The 15,324-nt window shown below is 45.3% G+C and carries 14 protein-coding genes; 5 read left to right on the top strand and 9 right to left on the bottom strand.

The features are described from left to right. Nucleotides 1–21: 21 nt before the first annotated feature. The 3 genes from rluA (at nucleotide 22) to Q4Q49_RS04020 (ending at nucleotide 5,337) form a co-directional block, all read left to right on the top strand. Nucleotides 22–699 (top strand): bifunctional tRNA pseudouridine(32) synthase/23S rRNA pseudouridine(746) synthase RluA, encoded by a 678-nt coding sequence (gene rluA / locus Q4Q49_RS04030; RefSeq protein ID WP_259483054.1) that lies wholly within the window; start codon nucleotides 22–24, stop codon nucleotides 697–699. A 95-nt stretch (nucleotides 700–794) separates the two neighbouring features. Beyond that, nucleotides 795–1,256, top strand: a complete 462-nt coding sequence (gene asnC / locus Q4Q49_RS04025) for a transcriptional regulator AsnC (protein ID WP_006080290.1) — start codon at nucleotides 795–797, stop codon at nucleotides 1,254–1,256. Nucleotides 1,257–1,461: 205 nt separating this feature from the next. Beyond that, nucleotides 1,462–5,337 (top strand): S8 family serine peptidase, encoded by a 3,876-nt coding sequence (locus Q4Q49_RS04020; RefSeq protein ID WP_311998694.1) that lies wholly within the window; start codon nucleotides 1,462–1,464, stop codon nucleotides 5,335–5,337. 66 nt (nucleotides 5,338–5,403) lie between these two features. On the opposite strand, the gene Q4Q49_RS04015 is transcribed toward Q4Q49_RS04020, so the two are convergent. From Q4Q49_RS04015 to Q4Q49_RS03975, 9 genes are all read right to left on the bottom strand, one after another. Then, nucleotides 5,404–6,174, bottom strand: a complete 771-nt coding sequence (locus Q4Q49_RS04015; protein WP_311998692.1) for an ABC transporter permease — start codon at nucleotides 6,172–6,174, stop codon at nucleotides 5,404–5,406. Next, complete coding sequence (locus Q4Q49_RS04010; protein WP_311998691.1) at nucleotides 6,171–7,109, bottom strand: ABC transporter ATP-binding protein; 939 nt, start codon at nucleotides 7,107–7,109, stop codon at nucleotides 6,171–6,173. Before Q4Q49_RS04010 ends, Q4Q49_RS04015 begins: the two co-directional genes overlap by 4 nt. Before the next feature lie 206 nt (nucleotides 7,110–7,315). Beyond that, nucleotides 7,316–7,846 carry a hypoxanthine phosphoribosyltransferase gene (gene hpt / locus Q4Q49_RS04005; RefSeq protein WP_011845844.1) on the bottom strand — a complete coding sequence of 177 codons (531 nt, stop codon included), beginning with the start codon at nucleotides 7,844–7,846 and terminating at the stop codon, nucleotides 7,316–7,318. Between the two features lie 7 nt (nucleotides 7,847–7,853). After that, complete coding sequence (locus tag Q4Q49_RS04000; protein ID WP_311998690.1) at nucleotides 7,854–8,513, bottom strand: flavin prenyltransferase UbiX; 660 nt, start codon at nucleotides 8,511–8,513, stop codon at nucleotides 7,854–7,856. A gap of 1 nt (nucleotide 8,514) precedes the next feature. Beyond that, nucleotides 8,515–9,906 carry a UDP-N-acetylmuramate:L-alanyl-gamma-D-glutamyl-meso-diaminopimelate ligase gene (gene mpl, locus Q4Q49_RS03995; RefSeq protein ID WP_311998689.1) on the bottom strand — a complete coding sequence of 464 codons (1,392 nt, stop codon included), beginning with the start codon at nucleotides 9,904–9,906 and terminating at the stop codon, nucleotides 8,515–8,517. A 447-nt stretch (nucleotides 9,907–10,353) separates the two neighbouring features. After that, entirely contained in the window at nucleotides 10,354–10,992 is a 639-nt protein-coding gene (locus Q4Q49_RS03990) for a hypothetical protein (RefSeq protein WP_107949065.1), read from the bottom strand. A gap of 169 nt (nucleotides 10,993–11,161) precedes the next feature. After that, the gene (locus Q4Q49_RS03985) at nucleotides 11,162–12,028 is read right to left on the bottom strand and encodes a sterol desaturase family protein (RefSeq protein ID WP_107949067.1); all 867 of its coding nucleotides are present in this window, start codon (nucleotides 12,026–12,028) and stop codon (nucleotides 11,162–11,164) included. Between the two features lie 142 nt (nucleotides 12,029–12,170). Beyond that, on the bottom strand, nucleotides 12,171–13,202 hold the full coding sequence (locus Q4Q49_RS03980; RefSeq protein ID WP_311998688.1) for a DUF2804 domain-containing protein: 1,032 nt from the start codon (nucleotides 13,200–13,202) through the stop codon (nucleotides 12,171–12,173). Nucleotides 13,203–13,424: 222 nt separating this feature from the next. Beyond that, nucleotides 13,425–13,988: a porin family protein gene (locus tag Q4Q49_RS03975; protein ID WP_311998687.1), complete on the bottom strand. Its 564-nt coding sequence runs from the start codon at nucleotides 13,986–13,988 to the stop codon at nucleotides 13,425–13,427. A gap of 146 nt (nucleotides 13,989–14,134) precedes the next feature. Here Q4Q49_RS03975 and Q4Q49_RS03970 point away from each other — a divergent pair, with 146 nt between their 5' ends. Both Q4Q49_RS03970 and Q4Q49_RS03965 read left to right on the top strand, forming a co-directional pair. Continuing rightward, nucleotides 14,135–14,701, top strand: coding sequence for a YajG family lipoprotein (locus tag Q4Q49_RS03970; protein ID WP_006080278.1), 567 nt, complete (start codon nucleotides 14,135–14,137; stop codon nucleotides 14,699–14,701). A 29-nt stretch (nucleotides 14,702–14,730) separates the two neighbouring features. Next, the gene (locus Q4Q49_RS03965; RefSeq protein ID WP_106651567.1) at nucleotides 14,731–15,315 is read left to right on the top strand and encodes a peptidylprolyl isomerase; all 585 of its coding nucleotides are present in this window, start codon (nucleotides 14,731–14,733) and stop codon (nucleotides 15,313–15,315) included. Nucleotides 15,316–15,324: the final 9 nt, after the last annotated feature.

Raw genomic sequence — 15,324 nt, 5'->3', positions numbered from 1 at the left:
CATTGACGAATAGGCCCCATTATGACTGATTTTATATACCAACCACCGACAACCCCTTGGCTCGATATTCTTTATCAAGATAAAGACATTATCGTCATTAACAAACCTTCAGGATTGTTGTCTGTGCCCGGTCGCGACCCAGCTAATTACGACAGTGTCTATGCCCGAGTAAAAGCTGAACACCCCCATTGCCAAATTGTCCACCGCCTCGATATGGCGACCTCAGGCGTGATCGTTGTCGCCCTTATCCGTAGCGCCGAACGTGAATTAAAACGTCAGTTCCACGATAGAGAAACCAGCAAGACCTACTTTGCAAGGGTCGCGGGCCATGTCAAAAATGATACGGGTAGCGTTGATTATCCGCTGATCTGCGACTGGCCGAATCGCCCCAAGCAGAAAGTCGATCATCTTGTGGGCAAACCGTCGTTGACTCACTACCAAGTAATAAGTCGCGCCAAACGCTCAACGCTGGTGAAACTCACGCCAATCACTGGCCGCTCACACCAATTACGGGTACATATGATGGCGCTCGGTCATCCGATCTTAGGCGATGGTTTTTATGCCGACCCATTAGCCAAATCCTTAGCCCCTCGCCTATTACTGCATGCGGCAGAACTCACCATCAAACATCCCTACACGGGTGTCAGTATGACTTTTAGCGCAGAAGTGCCTTTTTGTGAGCCTTTGGGCGAACAATGATCACTAAAATCAGCTAAGACGGGCAAAATCGGTAGCAATTCCCCATAAAAAAACGTAACTTTATGACAATTCATTACGTTATAGAGAATTTATTTATGGATACCGCATTTCAGCGCGATCAACTCGATAATCATATCCTCGAAGCCTTAATGCAGGATGCCCGCACACCCTTTGCCGAACTCGCTAAACGCTTTAGCGTTAGCGCGGGCACTATCCATGTTCGGGTAGAAAAAATGAAGCAAGCGGGGATAATCACAGGCGCGCAGATCACAGTAAATCCTAAAGCCCTAGGTTATGACGTCTGCTGTTTCATCGGTATCAATCTTAAAAGTGCAGGCGATTACCCTGCCGCCATAGCCAAACTCAACGCACTCGAAGAAGTCGTCGAAGCCTATTACACCACAGGCAACTACAGTATTTTCGTAAAGGTAATGTGCCAATCCATCGATGGTTTGCAGCACGTACTCATCAATCGCATTCAATCTATAGATGAAATCCAGTCAACAGAAACCTTAATCAGCCTACAAAACCCAATAGTCAGAGCGGTTAAGCCTTAGGCTACAAAAGCAGCAAGCACACACAAATAGAACGACGAATGGCAAAGTGTGATTAACATCTTTTTAACTGTGAAAGTGTTAACCATACGGTATTTTTGTGTTACAACTTCATTGCTGACATCAAAGAGTGCAGCAAAAACTATAACAATTCAGCTACAAGCACATTAATAAAGTGCTGAAAGCATTAATTGACAAGGAAGAAGTTGTGAAGACAAAACTATCGATCGCGATCTCCGCTGCACTACTATCAAGCGCAGCTATTGCTAACAGTGAATTTACTTTTAAACCCTACTCACCCGAGATCACATCTCACGATAAATTTAGCAAACCTAAAGTGGCGACAACAAATTTAGGTGCACCACAACGTTTTATTGTTGAAATGGAATCTCCTGCACTGGCTAAATACCAAGGTGGTATTGGCTCATTTGCGGCGACAGCTTCAGCAAAAGAAGGTCAAAAAATTAACGTACAGTCAGCTGAAGTAAAAAACTACGCCAATCATCTTACAAAAGAGCAAAACAATTTTGCTTCTGCTCTAGCTAAAACAGTACCTAATGCCAAAGTTGAACGCCATTTCCAAACTTTATTTAATGGTGTCACTGTTGTTGGTCAGGGATTAACAGCTGAAAAACTGGCTCAAATGCCAGGTGTTAAATCAGTCTATCCAGAAACCATGTATGAAATTAGCATGGATGCATCACATCAAATTATTAATACGCAAGCGATGTGGGATGCTGTATCAGGAATGGAAAATGCCGGAAAAGGCGTTAAAGTCGCAGTAATTGATGGTGGTATTCGTCCTGAAAACCCCATGTTTGCTGACGCTGGCTTTACTGCACCAAGTGGGAATTTACCATCGGATGACTATTGCTCGACTGTTGATGCATCTTTCTGTAATAACAAACTGATCGTTGCGCGTTGGTCACAACCTACCTTCCCTGTTTGCGCTGATGAATATATGAGCCCACTCGGTTTTGGTGGTCATGGTACTCACGTAGCAGGAACGGCTGTTGGTAATAAAGTATCAACAACCTTCAAAGAAATTCCGGTTGAGTTATCAGGTGTTGCTCCAGCTGCTTACCTAATGGTTTATAAAGCTCTGTATAGTAAAGCTGACTGTACTGGTGGTAGTGGTTCCAACATTATGTTGATGGAAGCCCTCGAACATGCAGTGAATGATGGCGCAGATGTAATCAACAACTCTTGGGGTGGTGGCGCAGGTGGCGACCCAGCCAGCAGCCCATACAAAACAATGTTTGAAGCTGCAGAAGCTGCGGGTGTTGTTGTCGTTACGGCTGCGGGTAATGATGGTAATGGCCCTCAAACTATTGGCTGTCCAGCTTGTATTGAATCAGGAATTACCGTTGCTAACACTACAACTGGGCGTTTTTTTGCGAATAGCTTTAATGCAGGTGGTGATGATTTACTTGCTATACCAAGTTCTGATGCAGTCCTTTCAGAAGATATTACCGCTCCAGTTATTGCCGCCGTTAATTTAGACGCTGAAAATGCCAATGGTTGTGATGCCTTTGCTGCTGATTCGTTCAAAGATGGTATTGCATTGATTTCTCGTGGAACATGTAACTTTTCATTAAAAGCAACAAACGCAAAAGCTGCAGGCGCTAAAGCCCTTGTTGTTTATAACAATGCGGCAGGCGCACCGACTACTATGTCTATGCCTGGTGAGCCATTCCCAGCTGTAATGATTACGAAAGATGCAGGTTTAGCCGTAATTGAAGCTATGGGAGATACCGTAACAACAGGCACCATAGTTGCAAAAACTAAACGTATCATGGTTTCTGAACTTGCTGATAATCTAAATAGCACCAGTTCACGCGGTCCCGATGGCAACCAAAATATCCTTAAACCGGATATCGCGGCACCTGGTACCAACATTCTGTCAGCCTTTTCTCCTGATGATGGTGGTGAAGACTTCAATATGATCTCTGGCACCAGTATGGCAAGCCCCCATGTTGCAGGTGCTGCAGCCCTAATGAGCCAATTGCACCCAGAGTGGAGTGCAAATGATATTAAAACCGCTCTTACCTCTACAGCCAAGTTTGAAGGTATTCTCGATGATGATGCGGTAACTCCAGCAACTCCTTTTGACATGGGCGCAGGTCGGATGGATTTAGATGCTGCAGCTAAGGCAGTATTAACCTTTGACAAACCTTCAATAGCTTCAGACTCTTGCGTTGGTCCATGTACCTTCACTCGAACTGTCTATAACAAAAGCGATGCAACAACATCTTGGAGCTTATCAACCTCATCCGATAGCACAGGAATCACAGTATCCCCCTCTACCTTAGAACTTGCTGCAGGAGCTTCAGCCACGTTTACTGTAACCGTTGACTCAACTTTCGCTACGTATGGTGAGTGGATCTTCGGTAACGTATTGATAAACAGCACTGAAGGATTACAAAATGCTCACTTACCTCTAGCAGTTTTGGCTAAAGAGTCAAGTAACGCATCATTAATCTCCACTCAGACGACAAAAACAGACATTACAGCAAGTGATGTAATCCCATTGGTCGCTACTGTAAATAATAACGTATTTGCAAATACAGTTACTGTAACTGCACAAGCACCTAAAGGAACTAAGCTAACCTCAAAAGATGATGTTAAAGTCACTTTAGCGGGTGCGACACAAAATGGATTGCAGGTAAATGAAGATTTAGGCTTAGTGACATGGGTAGGCCAACTAAATTTACCTAAAATGGCCACTACAAAAGGTGCTCAGAGATTCCCAAGTATTGTAGATTTAGGTGTAACACCTGTTACATGCCCTGACGGCTGTGATGAACAAGCCTTTACTTTTACAGTTCCGAGCTTTAAATACAACGGTGTGAGCTACAGTAAAATAACAATTTCAGATAATGGATTAGCTATTGTTGGTGGCGGAAGCGCAAGTGGTACTTTTGCAAATAAACAATTACCAGATGGCAGTAACCCAAATAATATTTTGGCCCCCTTCTGGTCAGATTTCGACCTATCCGATAAGTCTGTCGGCGATACTGGCGGTGGTGACTTAGCAGTTGGTGTATTCACAGATGGCGCTGGGGTGAAGTGGCTAGCATTAGAGTGGAATAAAGGCCAACTCTATGGCGACACATCAGGTACATCTTATACATTCAGTATTTGGATTAGGACCGGTGATACTGAAGAGGTTGTCTTTAACTATATCGATATTCCAAATATGCCTGCAAGCATTACTATTGGTGCAGAGAACGTAGGCGGAACCATTGGAACAACTTATAACTTTAATGGTACTGGTGGAAGTATTGCTACTGGTGATGCTTTAACATTAAAAAATACAACAGCTGGAAATGTAACAATTAACTACGATGTTACTGCTACTTCACTCAATGTTGGGCAAGCCGATGTAATTGAAACCAATGAGGAAACTTTAGTTTCTATTGATGTGTTAAAAAATGATACCAAACCAGATATGAAAGTTGCTCGCGTATCAATTACAGGTGATGGCATTACGGCAAATGCCCAACGCATTATTGATATCATGCCAAAAGGAGCATTAGGCAGCTTAGCTATTGTACAAGCACCTACACACGGCACTGCTGTAATCAATTCAACGGGTGGAATTGATTACACACCTGCTGAGAATTACTTTGGTCCAGATATGCTTAGCTATAGATCAGCAGACGAAGATGGCAATACTGGCGCTGCAGCAATTGTTACAATTGACGTAAAAAATGTGAATGACGCACCAACAGTCGCTCCAGTCGGTTCAACGGGTGTTGAAGGTTCTGTGTTAACAGCAAAAGCTAATGGCTCAGATATAGATCAAGATACCTTAACTTATACCTGGACTCAGACGAGTGGAACTCCAGTGACTTTCACCAACGGTGGAGAAACTATAAGTTTCACGGCACCTAGTGGAGCACAAGATCTGGTCTTTACTGTAACAGCATCTGATGGAGAATTAGAAAGTGAGCCAGGTATAGTGACAGTTAAAGTAACTGCTAAACCAACGCCTCCTGCTAAAAAAGATGATGGCGGTGCTCTAGGTTGGTTAACAGCCTTGTTGTTACCTCTAGCGGCAATGCGTCGTCGTATGAAGTAACGAGAAGTTAAACAGTAAAAAGGGAGCCTTAATGGCTCCCTTTTTTAATATGCTCAATAAATATGTTTACGAACGTAACCCTATTCCGCGCGAGACTAAGTAATACGCTAAGGTCCACAGGGCGACACAGAAACCGATCATAATGGCGATGGACAATGGCACGCTGATGTCGGAGAAGCCTAAAAAGCCATAGCGAAACACGTTGATCATATAGACCACAGGGTTGAGTGCCGACACGCCTTGCCAGAAAGGGGGCAAGAGTGACAGGGAGTAAAATACCCCGCCAAGGTAAGTTAATGGGGTAAGTACAAAAGTGGGGATGATACTGATATCGTCGAAACTTTTTGCAAAAACAGCGTTAATCAAGCCACCCAAGGAGAATAGCACTGAGGTTAAAAACACTGTCATTACCACTAAACCGGCATGATGCAAGCTAATGTCGACGAAGAACATGGCCACAAGCGTAACTATTAGGCCAACACATAAACCGCGCGCCACGCCGCCACCAACATAACCTGCAATCAACACATAATGGGGCACAGGAGCCACCATCAGCTCTTCTAAATTACGCTGAAACTTAGCACTGTAGAATGAGCTCGCCACGTTCGAGTAAGAGTTAGTGATCACCGACATCATGATCAAACCCGGGGCGATAAACTCCATATAAGATACGCCGCCCATCTCTCCAATTCGGCTGCCGACTAAGTTACCAAAGATCAAGAAATACAAGGTCATGGTAATCGCAGGCGGCACTAAAGTCTGGATCCAAATTCGCGTAAAACGATTGATTTCTTTGCTTAAGATGCTTTTAAAGGCGATAAAGTAGAGCTGGTTCATGCAGAGACTCCCTGAGTTTTCTTCACGAGTTCGACGAAGAGTTCTTCTAAGCGATTAGACTTGTTACGCATAGATAGCACTTCTATATTGGCCGCACTTAATTGGCTAAAGACATCGTTGAGATTTTGCTCTTTAACCACATCCACCTCTAAGGTATGAGAGTCAGTTAAGCGACAAGTCATGCCATCGAATACCGGTGCCGTTGCTGTATCGTGACGCAGATCGAGAATAAATGTCTCCATATTCAGCTTACTGAGCAGCGCCTTCATGCTAGTGCATTCCACTAAAATGCCTTTGTCGATAATGCCGATATTACGGCAAAGCATTTCAGCCTCTTCAAGGTAATGGGTGGTCAGGATGATCGTCACGCCTTGCTGATTAATTTGTTTGAGGAACTCCCACATAGAGCGACGCAGTTCAATATCCACGCCTGCGGTAGGCTCATCTAAAATCAACAGCTTAGGTTCGTGCATCAGAGCGCGGGCGATCATTAACCGTCGCTTCATGCCGCCGGATAATTCCCGCGATTGGCTATTACGTTTTTCCCACAAATCCAGTTGGCTTAAGTATTTTTTGGCGCGCTCAAGGGCAACAGGCTTAGGCACACCATAGTAACCCGCTTGATTCACCACGATTTGCAGTACGGTTTCAAACTGGTTGAAGTTAAACTCTTGCGGCACTAGACCAATACAAAGCTTGGCGTGTTCTAGCTGCTTATCAATATCATAATCAAAGACTTTGACCGAACCTGAACTCTTCTGCACTAAGGAGCTGATAATACCAATCGTGGTGGATTTACCCGCACCATTGGGGCCGAGCAAGGCAAAGAAATCCCCTTGATTGACGGTGAGGCTGATGCCTTTGACCGCTTCGACACCGCCTTTATAGGTTTTTTTAAGCCCTTCGAGTACCAGAGCATGGGTAATATTCGCCATATTTGTACCGTTCCTTACACATTAGAAAGTAATAAGATGGTGCTAAAAAACACAATTACAATGATGGGTTGCAGAACTAAAGCAAAAAATTAGCTAATCAATTGAAAAACCAATCTTTAATGGTTCAATTATTTATACTATTTTTTATATAACCGTAAAAAGCAAAACTCCCGCCTGTTGCGGGAGTTTTAAACGATATCGGACACTTAATCGAGTGGCACGACTTTCGCGATGTAAGGCAGATTGCGATATTGCTCTGCATAATCAATACCATAACCCACGATAAACTCATCAGGGATAGTGAAACCGATAAAATCGACCTTCACATCCACTTCACGACGTTCAGGTTTATCTAGCAGGGTGCACAGTGCAAGGCTCTTAGGCTCGCGCAGTAACAACATCTCGCGCACTTTGCTTAAGGTGTTACCTGAGTCAATCAAGTCTTCCACAATCAATACATCGCGACCGGCGATATCTGATTGCACATCTTTCAGCACTTTCACATCCCGTGAGCTGGTCATAGCATTGCCATAACTGGAAACCGACATAAAATCGATTTCAACATGGCCTTTAATTCGGCGACACAGGTCAGCCATAAAGACCACTGAGCCTTTTAACAAGCCTACCATCAGCAGACGTTCGCTGTGGGCATAATGGGCATTGATTAGCTCGGCCATTTGATCCAATTTCTGGCTTATCTCTTCTGCAGAGATCATCACTTCGGTGGTGTGTTTCATATAAGTCTCAATTGTCGAGGTCGCGGTTAGACTGTTTGTCATAACCCCAGCGACTCGTTAATGCATGGTCAACGCCCAAATGATCGAGAATTCGAGCGACCATAAAGTCTACCAGATCTTCAACCGATTTGGGATTGTGATAAAAACCGGGAGCGGCGGGCATAATGGTCGCGCCGAGGCGAGAAAGGCTCAACATATGCTCTAAGTGTATGGCACTAAAAGGAGTTTCCCTCGGCACTAAGATAAGTTGGCCGCGCTCTTTAATCACCACATCGGCGGCGCGTTCGAGTAAATTATTACTCATTCCTGTGGCCACTGCCGCTAACGTCCCCGTCGAGCAAGGGCAAATCACCATTTGTTTAGGTGCAGCGCTGCCCGATGCGGGCGGTGAAAACCACTCATCTTTGCCTAACACCACTAACTCGCCAGTGATAATCACGCCTTTTTCGTGCAGCAAAGCCAACAGCTGGGCATGGGCTTTGTCGCTGTTGGCGCTTAACTGCAAACCGTGTTCAGTCGCTAATACTACGCGAGCGGCACTGGATATCATCAAAAACACTTGATAACCCGATACCAACAGACACTCGAGCAACTTAAGGCTATAGGGCGCACCCGAGGCGCCCGTCCAAGCTAAGCTAATCGCCTTTGTCGACTTTGTGTAGCTCATCTTAAACCTGCTCTGCAGTTGAACGTAGCTCTAATGCGGCCAATAACTTCTTATGTAAACCGCCAAAGCCACCGTTACTCATCACCACTATGGTGTCACCCGCTTTGGACGTTGCCGCCACTTTGGCGACCACATCATCAATTTGATGTAACACAGTCACAGGGATCACCGCCGCTTCCATGGCTTCTTTCATATTCCAGTCGATGGTATCGGCTTGATATAAAAAGGCTTCGTCGGCTTGCATCATAGAAAAAGCTAAAGTGTCCTTATGGACACCGCTCTTCATAGTGTTTGAGCGCGGCTCGAGTACTACAGTAATCTTGCTCTGACCGACCTTAGCCCGCATGCCTTTTAAGGTGGTCGCAATCGCCGTTGGGTGGTGAGCGAAATCATCATATACGCTCACGCCATTAACGGTTCCGAGTAATTCGAGTCGACGTTTAGGTGGCATAAATTTAGCCAAGGCGTCAATCGCGGCATTCGGCTTAACGCCCACATGACGCGCGGCAGCAATCGCCATTATGGCGTTTTCGATATTGTGTTGACCAATCAAATCCCATTCGAGAATACCTTGAGACTCGCCATCAAAAAACACTTCAAAGCGATGGCAATCATCACTTAAGGCTTTGCCATACCAACCACTGCTCGATTCGGCTAAATGATAGTTTTCTTGCTCGCTCCAGCACCCCATCTCAATCGTTTGCTTAACAGCATGGGAATCGGCGGGCCAAATGATCTTGCCTTCGCCAGGTACAGTGCGAACTAAATGATTAAACTGTTTTTGAATCGCAGCCAAATCGGCAAAAATATCAGCATGATCAAACTCAAGATTGTTGATCACTAAGGTACGCGGATGGTAGTGCACAAATTTTGAGCGCTTATCGAAGAAGGCACTGTCGTATTCGTCGGCCTCAACCACAAAAAAAGCGGTCTTGCCTAAACGCGCCGACACACCAAAGTTTTGCGGTACGCCACCGATTAAGAACCCAGGCTCATAACCGCAATCATCTAAAATCCAAGCTAACATACTAGAAGTAGAAGTTTTACCGTGAGTGCCAGACACAGCCAGCACCCAACGCTCAGGCAAAATATGATCGGCTAAAAACTGCGGGCCAGAGGTATAAGGGATGCCAATGTTTAACACGGCTTCCACACAAGGATTACCCCGACTCATAGCATTACCAATGACAACTAAGTCAGGATAATGCCCCGCTTCACCCAGCTGGCTAGGATCAAAACCTTGAATAAGCTCAATGCCTTGGTCCTCTAATTGCGTGCTCATTGGAGGATAGACATTGGCATCCGAGCCCGTCACTCTGTGCCCTTTTGCCCTAGCTAATAACGCTAGACCACCCATGAAGGTTCCACAAATTCCTAAAATATGTACGTGCATACCGCTCGCTCTGATGTGTTGAATTCAATGCCATTCTAATCCATCGGGCGACAGATTGGCAGGTAACAATCGGCGAAAAGCACTGCAATCGCAAATGACAGTTTTTAAATCCGTGGATTTCACATTCGAGTTGCAGAACTGAGATTCTTAGATAACAGGTCAACTAACACAAGGCCGAAAACTGTCGCAATGCAGGGTACTATACCCAAACAACCTGAAGATGCAGGATTCAGCGGGAGTTTAACGCACTTTAGGCAAGGCGGTTATTTGCAGACCTAGCGGGCTAAGTTAAAAATAACCAACGCAGCATAAAGTGCGTTAAAACCCGCCGGGACGGAGCGCCTAGGGTGCTTCACTTCCGTGTTGCATCAATTCAAAAGGTGGCCGACATTCTGTCATTGATGCGCCTTGAATTGAAGCAGCCTAGGCGCTCTGAAACTCGTATCTTCAGGTTGCTTGGGTATAGCGTAAGTCTCGATAGAGTTGAGCATGCTGAGAGCGGTGACGACTAAATAAGAATTGACGTAACGCTTCACGTTCTTCGGTTTCGGCCTGAAACTTAACAAAGGCCAAACCTTTCTCACTACGGATAGGCTCAATATCGATACGTAAAGTCTCGCCATTAGGCAATTGTAATTGCAGCTCTTTACTGCCTAGCAATTGCTTAAATTGCTGCTGTGATTTAGCGCGAATAGCCATACCAGAACTGGATAACGAGACAACAGACCATTGCTCACCTTGGTCGTGGTCGAATATCCACACGTCATCGGCTTGGGTTAACCGCCAACTGCGTTCCACTCCCGAGGCATCGAGCACTTCAGGCACACCTAAAGTAGGTTGAAACTGTCCAAAGTCATCCACTTTCATCAGTAGCGGAAACCAGAGTTTATAGGGCCCGACTTCGGCCAATAACGTGAGTTTTGCCTTACCCAAAATCGAAGCGATAACTTGCGGCACTTCAGTTGTGACTGTGAGTACATGATTGACTAGGGGATCGTTGGTCAAGGCAGTGCCCACACGAGTCGGCGAAAAAAGTTCACTAAAACAAGCAAGCTCCTCCGCGGATAATCGAGGTTCATCCATCATGATAAGTCCTCCCAAGTTAAATGCCTTCCCCCAAAAAGTACCACCAAAGTATGATGTTGTACATTTTTACACCAAAATACTGGCAAAAAAGGGAATATAGGCTAGCAAGGCTAAATTCAAGACTCTATTAGCCATTTGCGCTATTTAACTTGGAAAATACAGTGGATTGTTATTCCTCACTTTTTAAACTGCTGTTAGGCGGAGCAAACAAGATACGTAAGCGTTGTTTAACACTCAAGCCTGCCGCGGTAACCTCAGCAAACATGTCTCGCCATTCGCTAAACGTCACTTTAAGGGGATTAAAACTATTCACAGGCTTAGTGATACCGTAGATCACTGTCTCCACTTCGGGCTCAAAAGTACCAAACAGCTTGTCCCAAATAATCAACACACCCGCATAGTTTTTATCGATATATTGGGGATTGCGACCGTGGTGCACCCTGTGATGCGATGGAGTATTAAAGACCCATTCCAGCGGTCCGAGTGATTTAACCGCTTGGGTATGCACAAAAAATTGTAATCCCAGATTGAGTAATACCACAAACACCACCCAGTTTGGATCGAAACCTATGACCACCAGCGGTAACCAAAATACCCACATTCCCGCCAATGGATACATTAAACTCTGACGAAAAGCCGTACTAAAATTCATATTCTCAGAGCTATGGTGCACCACGTGAGCCGCCCACATCCAGCGCACTCTGTGGCTCGCCCTGTGGAACCAGTAATAACAAAAGTCCTGCGCAACCATCAAGGCAATAAAGCTTAATGGGCCCATTTCAATATCGAATAACTTCCAACCAAACACCGCTAGATACAGCTTAGCGATCAACAAGCCAGTGAGCAGATCAGCGCCTTGATGCATGGCCGCGAGGCTGAAATTACACAGCACTTCTTGGCCGCGATAACGTGCACTCAAAGGTAGTTTTTGTCTTTTATCGCCAAAATACCATTCCAGTAAAATACACACGAAAAACAACGGCGCGAGTACGAGCAGTAACACTTCGGGGTGCTGGATCAGCGAGGCGATATCCATATAAGGTCGTCCTGTTTTCTTGTTGTTTTATGATTATTTTTAGTGTTTTTATATCAATTCTGAGCGAGTGTTATAAACCGCATTAAACGCCACAACACAGGCAACAGTGGTCGGTTAGTCGCGTTTGACAACCCGCATTTGGTTACCAGCGGGCATAATGATCTTCGGCGAGTCCCAGCACATTATTCAATTGGTAACTGCGCCCTTGATTATCGGTAATCGTGCCGCTGAAATGACCGATGAATTGGCGAAAATTACTCTTAAGCAAGAGCAAATTACGCTTTTCACTGCGGCAATTGCGCGCCGCAAACTGCAAATCCACTTGACCATTTTGACTGTAAACTCGCCAAACCTCGGCGCCGAGCGTGGCGTGTCGATCAAAATCAAACTGCACTGGTCCGAGTAAATGACGCTCGCCATTAATCCAAAAGACATTTTCAGTAGCGCCGGTTTCATTGACACCCGCCGCTAAATTAAGCCCCATTATGCCCTCATGGATCCGCGCGTTGATCGACGCCCAGCGCCAACTCGTATCGCGGCGCATGTAACCCGCCGAAAAGTCATAGCCAGCTAAAGCGTGATTCAGCGGCTGCGGTTCATGGTCTACAGTCAAACTACCTTTAACCGTCAAACCATTATGCTTTTGTGTGTAAGTCCAGCCGTTGTATCCAGTAGGACTACACATGGCCATAGGCAAACTTAAGGGAGCTGAGTGCAAAGTCACATCGGCTTGAATGTTTTTAGTATCAATCATTAACCGCCAACCGCCCTCTACGATCTCAAAACTTAACTGCGCTCCTTTACGGCCAATACGACTTTTACCCTCAGCGGGTGATGGTGTCATCTGATAGCCAAACCTCAAAGGTTTTAGCCAATCAAGCTGGGTGAGAGTGTTGGTTTTTATGTCGTATAAATAACAAAACGCACTGCCGACGTAAGCAATATCGGCAAGTGCGATACCAAGGACATAACGCGGTGTGACCAAAGAGACAAACTGAAATTGTTTATAATCGAAATGCTTGGCCCACGCTGAAGCGGGTTTATCCATAGTATCGAAGTAGGCAAAGTCCACTAAACCTAAGGTTTTAACTATGCCATCAAAATGGCCGAAATGGGGTAAGCCCTTGGGATTGATCAGGCTATCTGGGGCGATTTGCGTTGCTATCGTTAACATGACTAAGCCTTACAGAAAGGACGCGGGAGCATTTGTGCTCTCTCATTCTAAACATCGAATTTTTACTCTAACCTGTCCCCCTTTGCATTAAAAGAGTGCAAGGCTAAAATGTTGTCACTTTGTTGCGGGCGAGTATTCTGTTTACAGCTCTAATATCCAAGGTTCTAAAACGAAAAAAGCGCCAAGGGCGCTTAATTGAGGCTAATTGATAATATTTGCGAGTTAGAATCGATAACTCACGCCAAAGTTGACCCCTTGCAGCTCTAACTCTTTCATTGGCACATATTGGTACTCAAGATTGAGTCCAAAGCCAGAGCGAAAACGATATTGCCAACCTACAGCGCCGTAAAATCCTACATCATCCGAATCCATCTCTTGCTTATCCATCTCATAACTCACTTTGGTATAAGCGGCGCCGAGCTTGGCGTACAGACTATTACCACGAGACAACGCATATTCGCCATAAGCAGTGGTTCTGATACCTTGGTAATGTAAATCTTTGATTTCACTGATACCACTAATAAGTGCACTCGCCACTCCACCCGTCCCCGTTAAATACCCCGCTTCAAAACCAAAATGCTCATTAAGCATAAAGCGATAATACAAGTCACTGGTGAAGGTATCACCTGCATCATATTTACCGCTGTTGGTTTCAAATTCTTGAGTACCGTAGCCTAAACTGCCGCCGAGTATATGGGCGGAATCCCCCGCGAATGCATTGGTGCTAATGATGCTTGACGCCAGTGTCAGGCCCACAATGAACGAAATTAACGACAGTTTTGGCATATTTTGCACCTAAAGAAATGAACTAACCCATAGTGAACGCTGGATATTATCACTAAAAGCTGTACTCCAACTGAATCGAGGTGTTCTGTGGCATCAAAAGTGATTTCTGGTATGCTGTAGCCACTTTTACTTGTACGAGAGATCCCATGAAACGGCTATTACTGACTTTGACTTTTCCCCTGCTGTTCGCGGGCTGTGCCAGCCAAAATCCGACTCATATGGCTTTCAGTCCCCAAGTGCCCAATATCAGCCAACAAACCGCGCAACGTGTTCCTATCTCTCTTGAAACCGTAGATACACGCACCGTCGATTACGTGGCGCGCTTTATTGAAGAAGGGACAAAAACACGTTTGGTCGGCCCGAGTGAACCGCCTAAATTGCTGCTCGATGAAGTATTCCGCGCCGGCTTTAGCCAAGCGGGTTATCAAATCGATCCTAGCGCGACTAATTCAGTGCAAATTCAATTAGAAGAATTGCAAATGGATGTCACTAAAAAGACTTTTGGCTATGAGGCAAAACACAGTGTGTTAATCGCAGTGCAAGCCAAAAACTCAACCCAAGAACTGGTTAAACGTTATAAGGCAAAAGGCACCTTGAAAGGCCCTTTAACACCCGATTTTGCGACCTTAGAGCTGGATATGAATAAATTACTCGGCCAACTCACAGGTGAAATTCTCAATGATCCTGAGCTTAATCAGTTTCTACAACAATAACAGCGTCAGTTTATTATAAGGAAATCAATATGCTCCGTTGGATATCAGCCCTCTTATTTCTCTTTATGAGTCACAATAGCCTCGCACTCGACATTCAGGCCGATACCTTGTATCCCAGAGTAGAGTTTGACACTAGCTTAGGCAAAATAGTGGTCGAGCTAGATAGAACACGCGCACCTATCACTGTCGATAACTTTTTAACTTATGTCGTCAAAGGCGAATATGACAACACGATATTTCACCGTGTGATCAGTGACTTTGTGGTGCAAGGCGGTGGACTCACCCCTAAGTATGAAGAGTTGCCAGACGGCAAACCGATAGTCAACGAATCAGGAAATGGCCTCACCAACAGCATAGGCACTATCGCCATGGCGCGGGAAAACGAGCCGCACTCAGCCACGCGCCAGTTCTACTTCAACGTGGCCGACAATACTAAGCTCGACCCATCCAAACGCCGTTGGGGTTATGCCGTATTTGGTGAAGTGATTGAAGGTAAAACTGTCCTCGAAGCCATGGCTGTCGTTGAGACAGGCACGAATACTAAGCTCAATTGGCCTGACGTCCCTGTGACACCTATAGTATTGAAAACCGCTAAGTTATTACCTAAACAGTAATCCAAAAAT

Source organism: Shewanella sp. SP1S1-7 (assembly GCF_031932105.1).
In the GTDB taxonomy this organism is placed as follows: domain Bacteria; phylum Pseudomonadota; class Gammaproteobacteria; order Enterobacterales; family Shewanellaceae; genus Shewanella; species Shewanella baltica.
This window is presented reverse-complemented; position numbering and strand designations above follow the sequence as displayed.

Bases quoted from the DNA above. Each gene is read 5' to 3' on its own strand.
- rluA (WP_259483054.1), top strand. From the start codon at position 22: ATGACTGATTTTATATACCAACCACCGACAACCCCTTGGCTCGATATT.
- asnC (WP_006080290.1), top strand. From the start codon at position 795: ATGGATACCGCATTTCAGCGCGATCAACTCGATAATCATATCCTCGAA.
- Q4Q49_RS04015 (WP_311998692.1), bottom strand. From the start codon at position 6,174: ATGAACCAGCTCTACTTTATCGCCTTTAAAAGCATCTTAAGCAAAGAA.
- Q4Q49_RS04010 (WP_311998691.1), bottom strand. From the start codon at position 7,109: ATGGCGAATATTACCCATGCTCTGGTACTCGAAGGGCTTAAAAAAACC.
- hpt (WP_011845844.1), bottom strand. From the start codon at position 7,846: ATGAAACACACCACCGAAGTGATGATCTCTGCAGAAGAGATAAGCCAG.
- Q4Q49_RS04000 (WP_311998690.1), bottom strand. From the start codon at position 8,513: ATGAGCTACACAAAGTCGACAAAGGCGATTAGCTTAGCTTGGACGGGC.
- mpl (WP_311998689.1), bottom strand. From the start codon at position 9,906: ATGCACGTACATATTTTAGGAATTTGTGGAACCTTCATGGGTGGTCTA.
- Q4Q49_RS03990 (WP_107949065.1), bottom strand. From the start codon at position 10,992: ATGATGGATGAACCTCGATTATCCGCGGAGGAGCTTGCTTGTTTTAGT.
- Q4Q49_RS03985 (WP_107949067.1), bottom strand. From the start codon at position 12,028: ATGGATATCGCCTCGCTGATCCAGCACCCCGAAGTGTTACTGCTCGTA.
- Q4Q49_RS03980 (WP_311998688.1), bottom strand. From the start codon at position 13,202: ATGTTAACGATAGCAACGCAAATCGCCCCAGATAGCCTGATCAATCCC.
- Q4Q49_RS03975 (WP_311998687.1), bottom strand. From the start codon at position 13,988: ATGCCAAAACTGTCGTTAATTTCGTTCATTGTGGGCCTGACACTGGCG.
- Q4Q49_RS03970 (WP_006080278.1), top strand. From the start codon at position 14,135: ATGAAACGGCTATTACTGACTTTGACTTTTCCCCTGCTGTTCGCGGGC.
- Q4Q49_RS03965 (WP_106651567.1), top strand. From the start codon at position 14,731: ATGCTCCGTTGGATATCAGCCCTCTTATTTCTCTTTATGAGTCACAAT.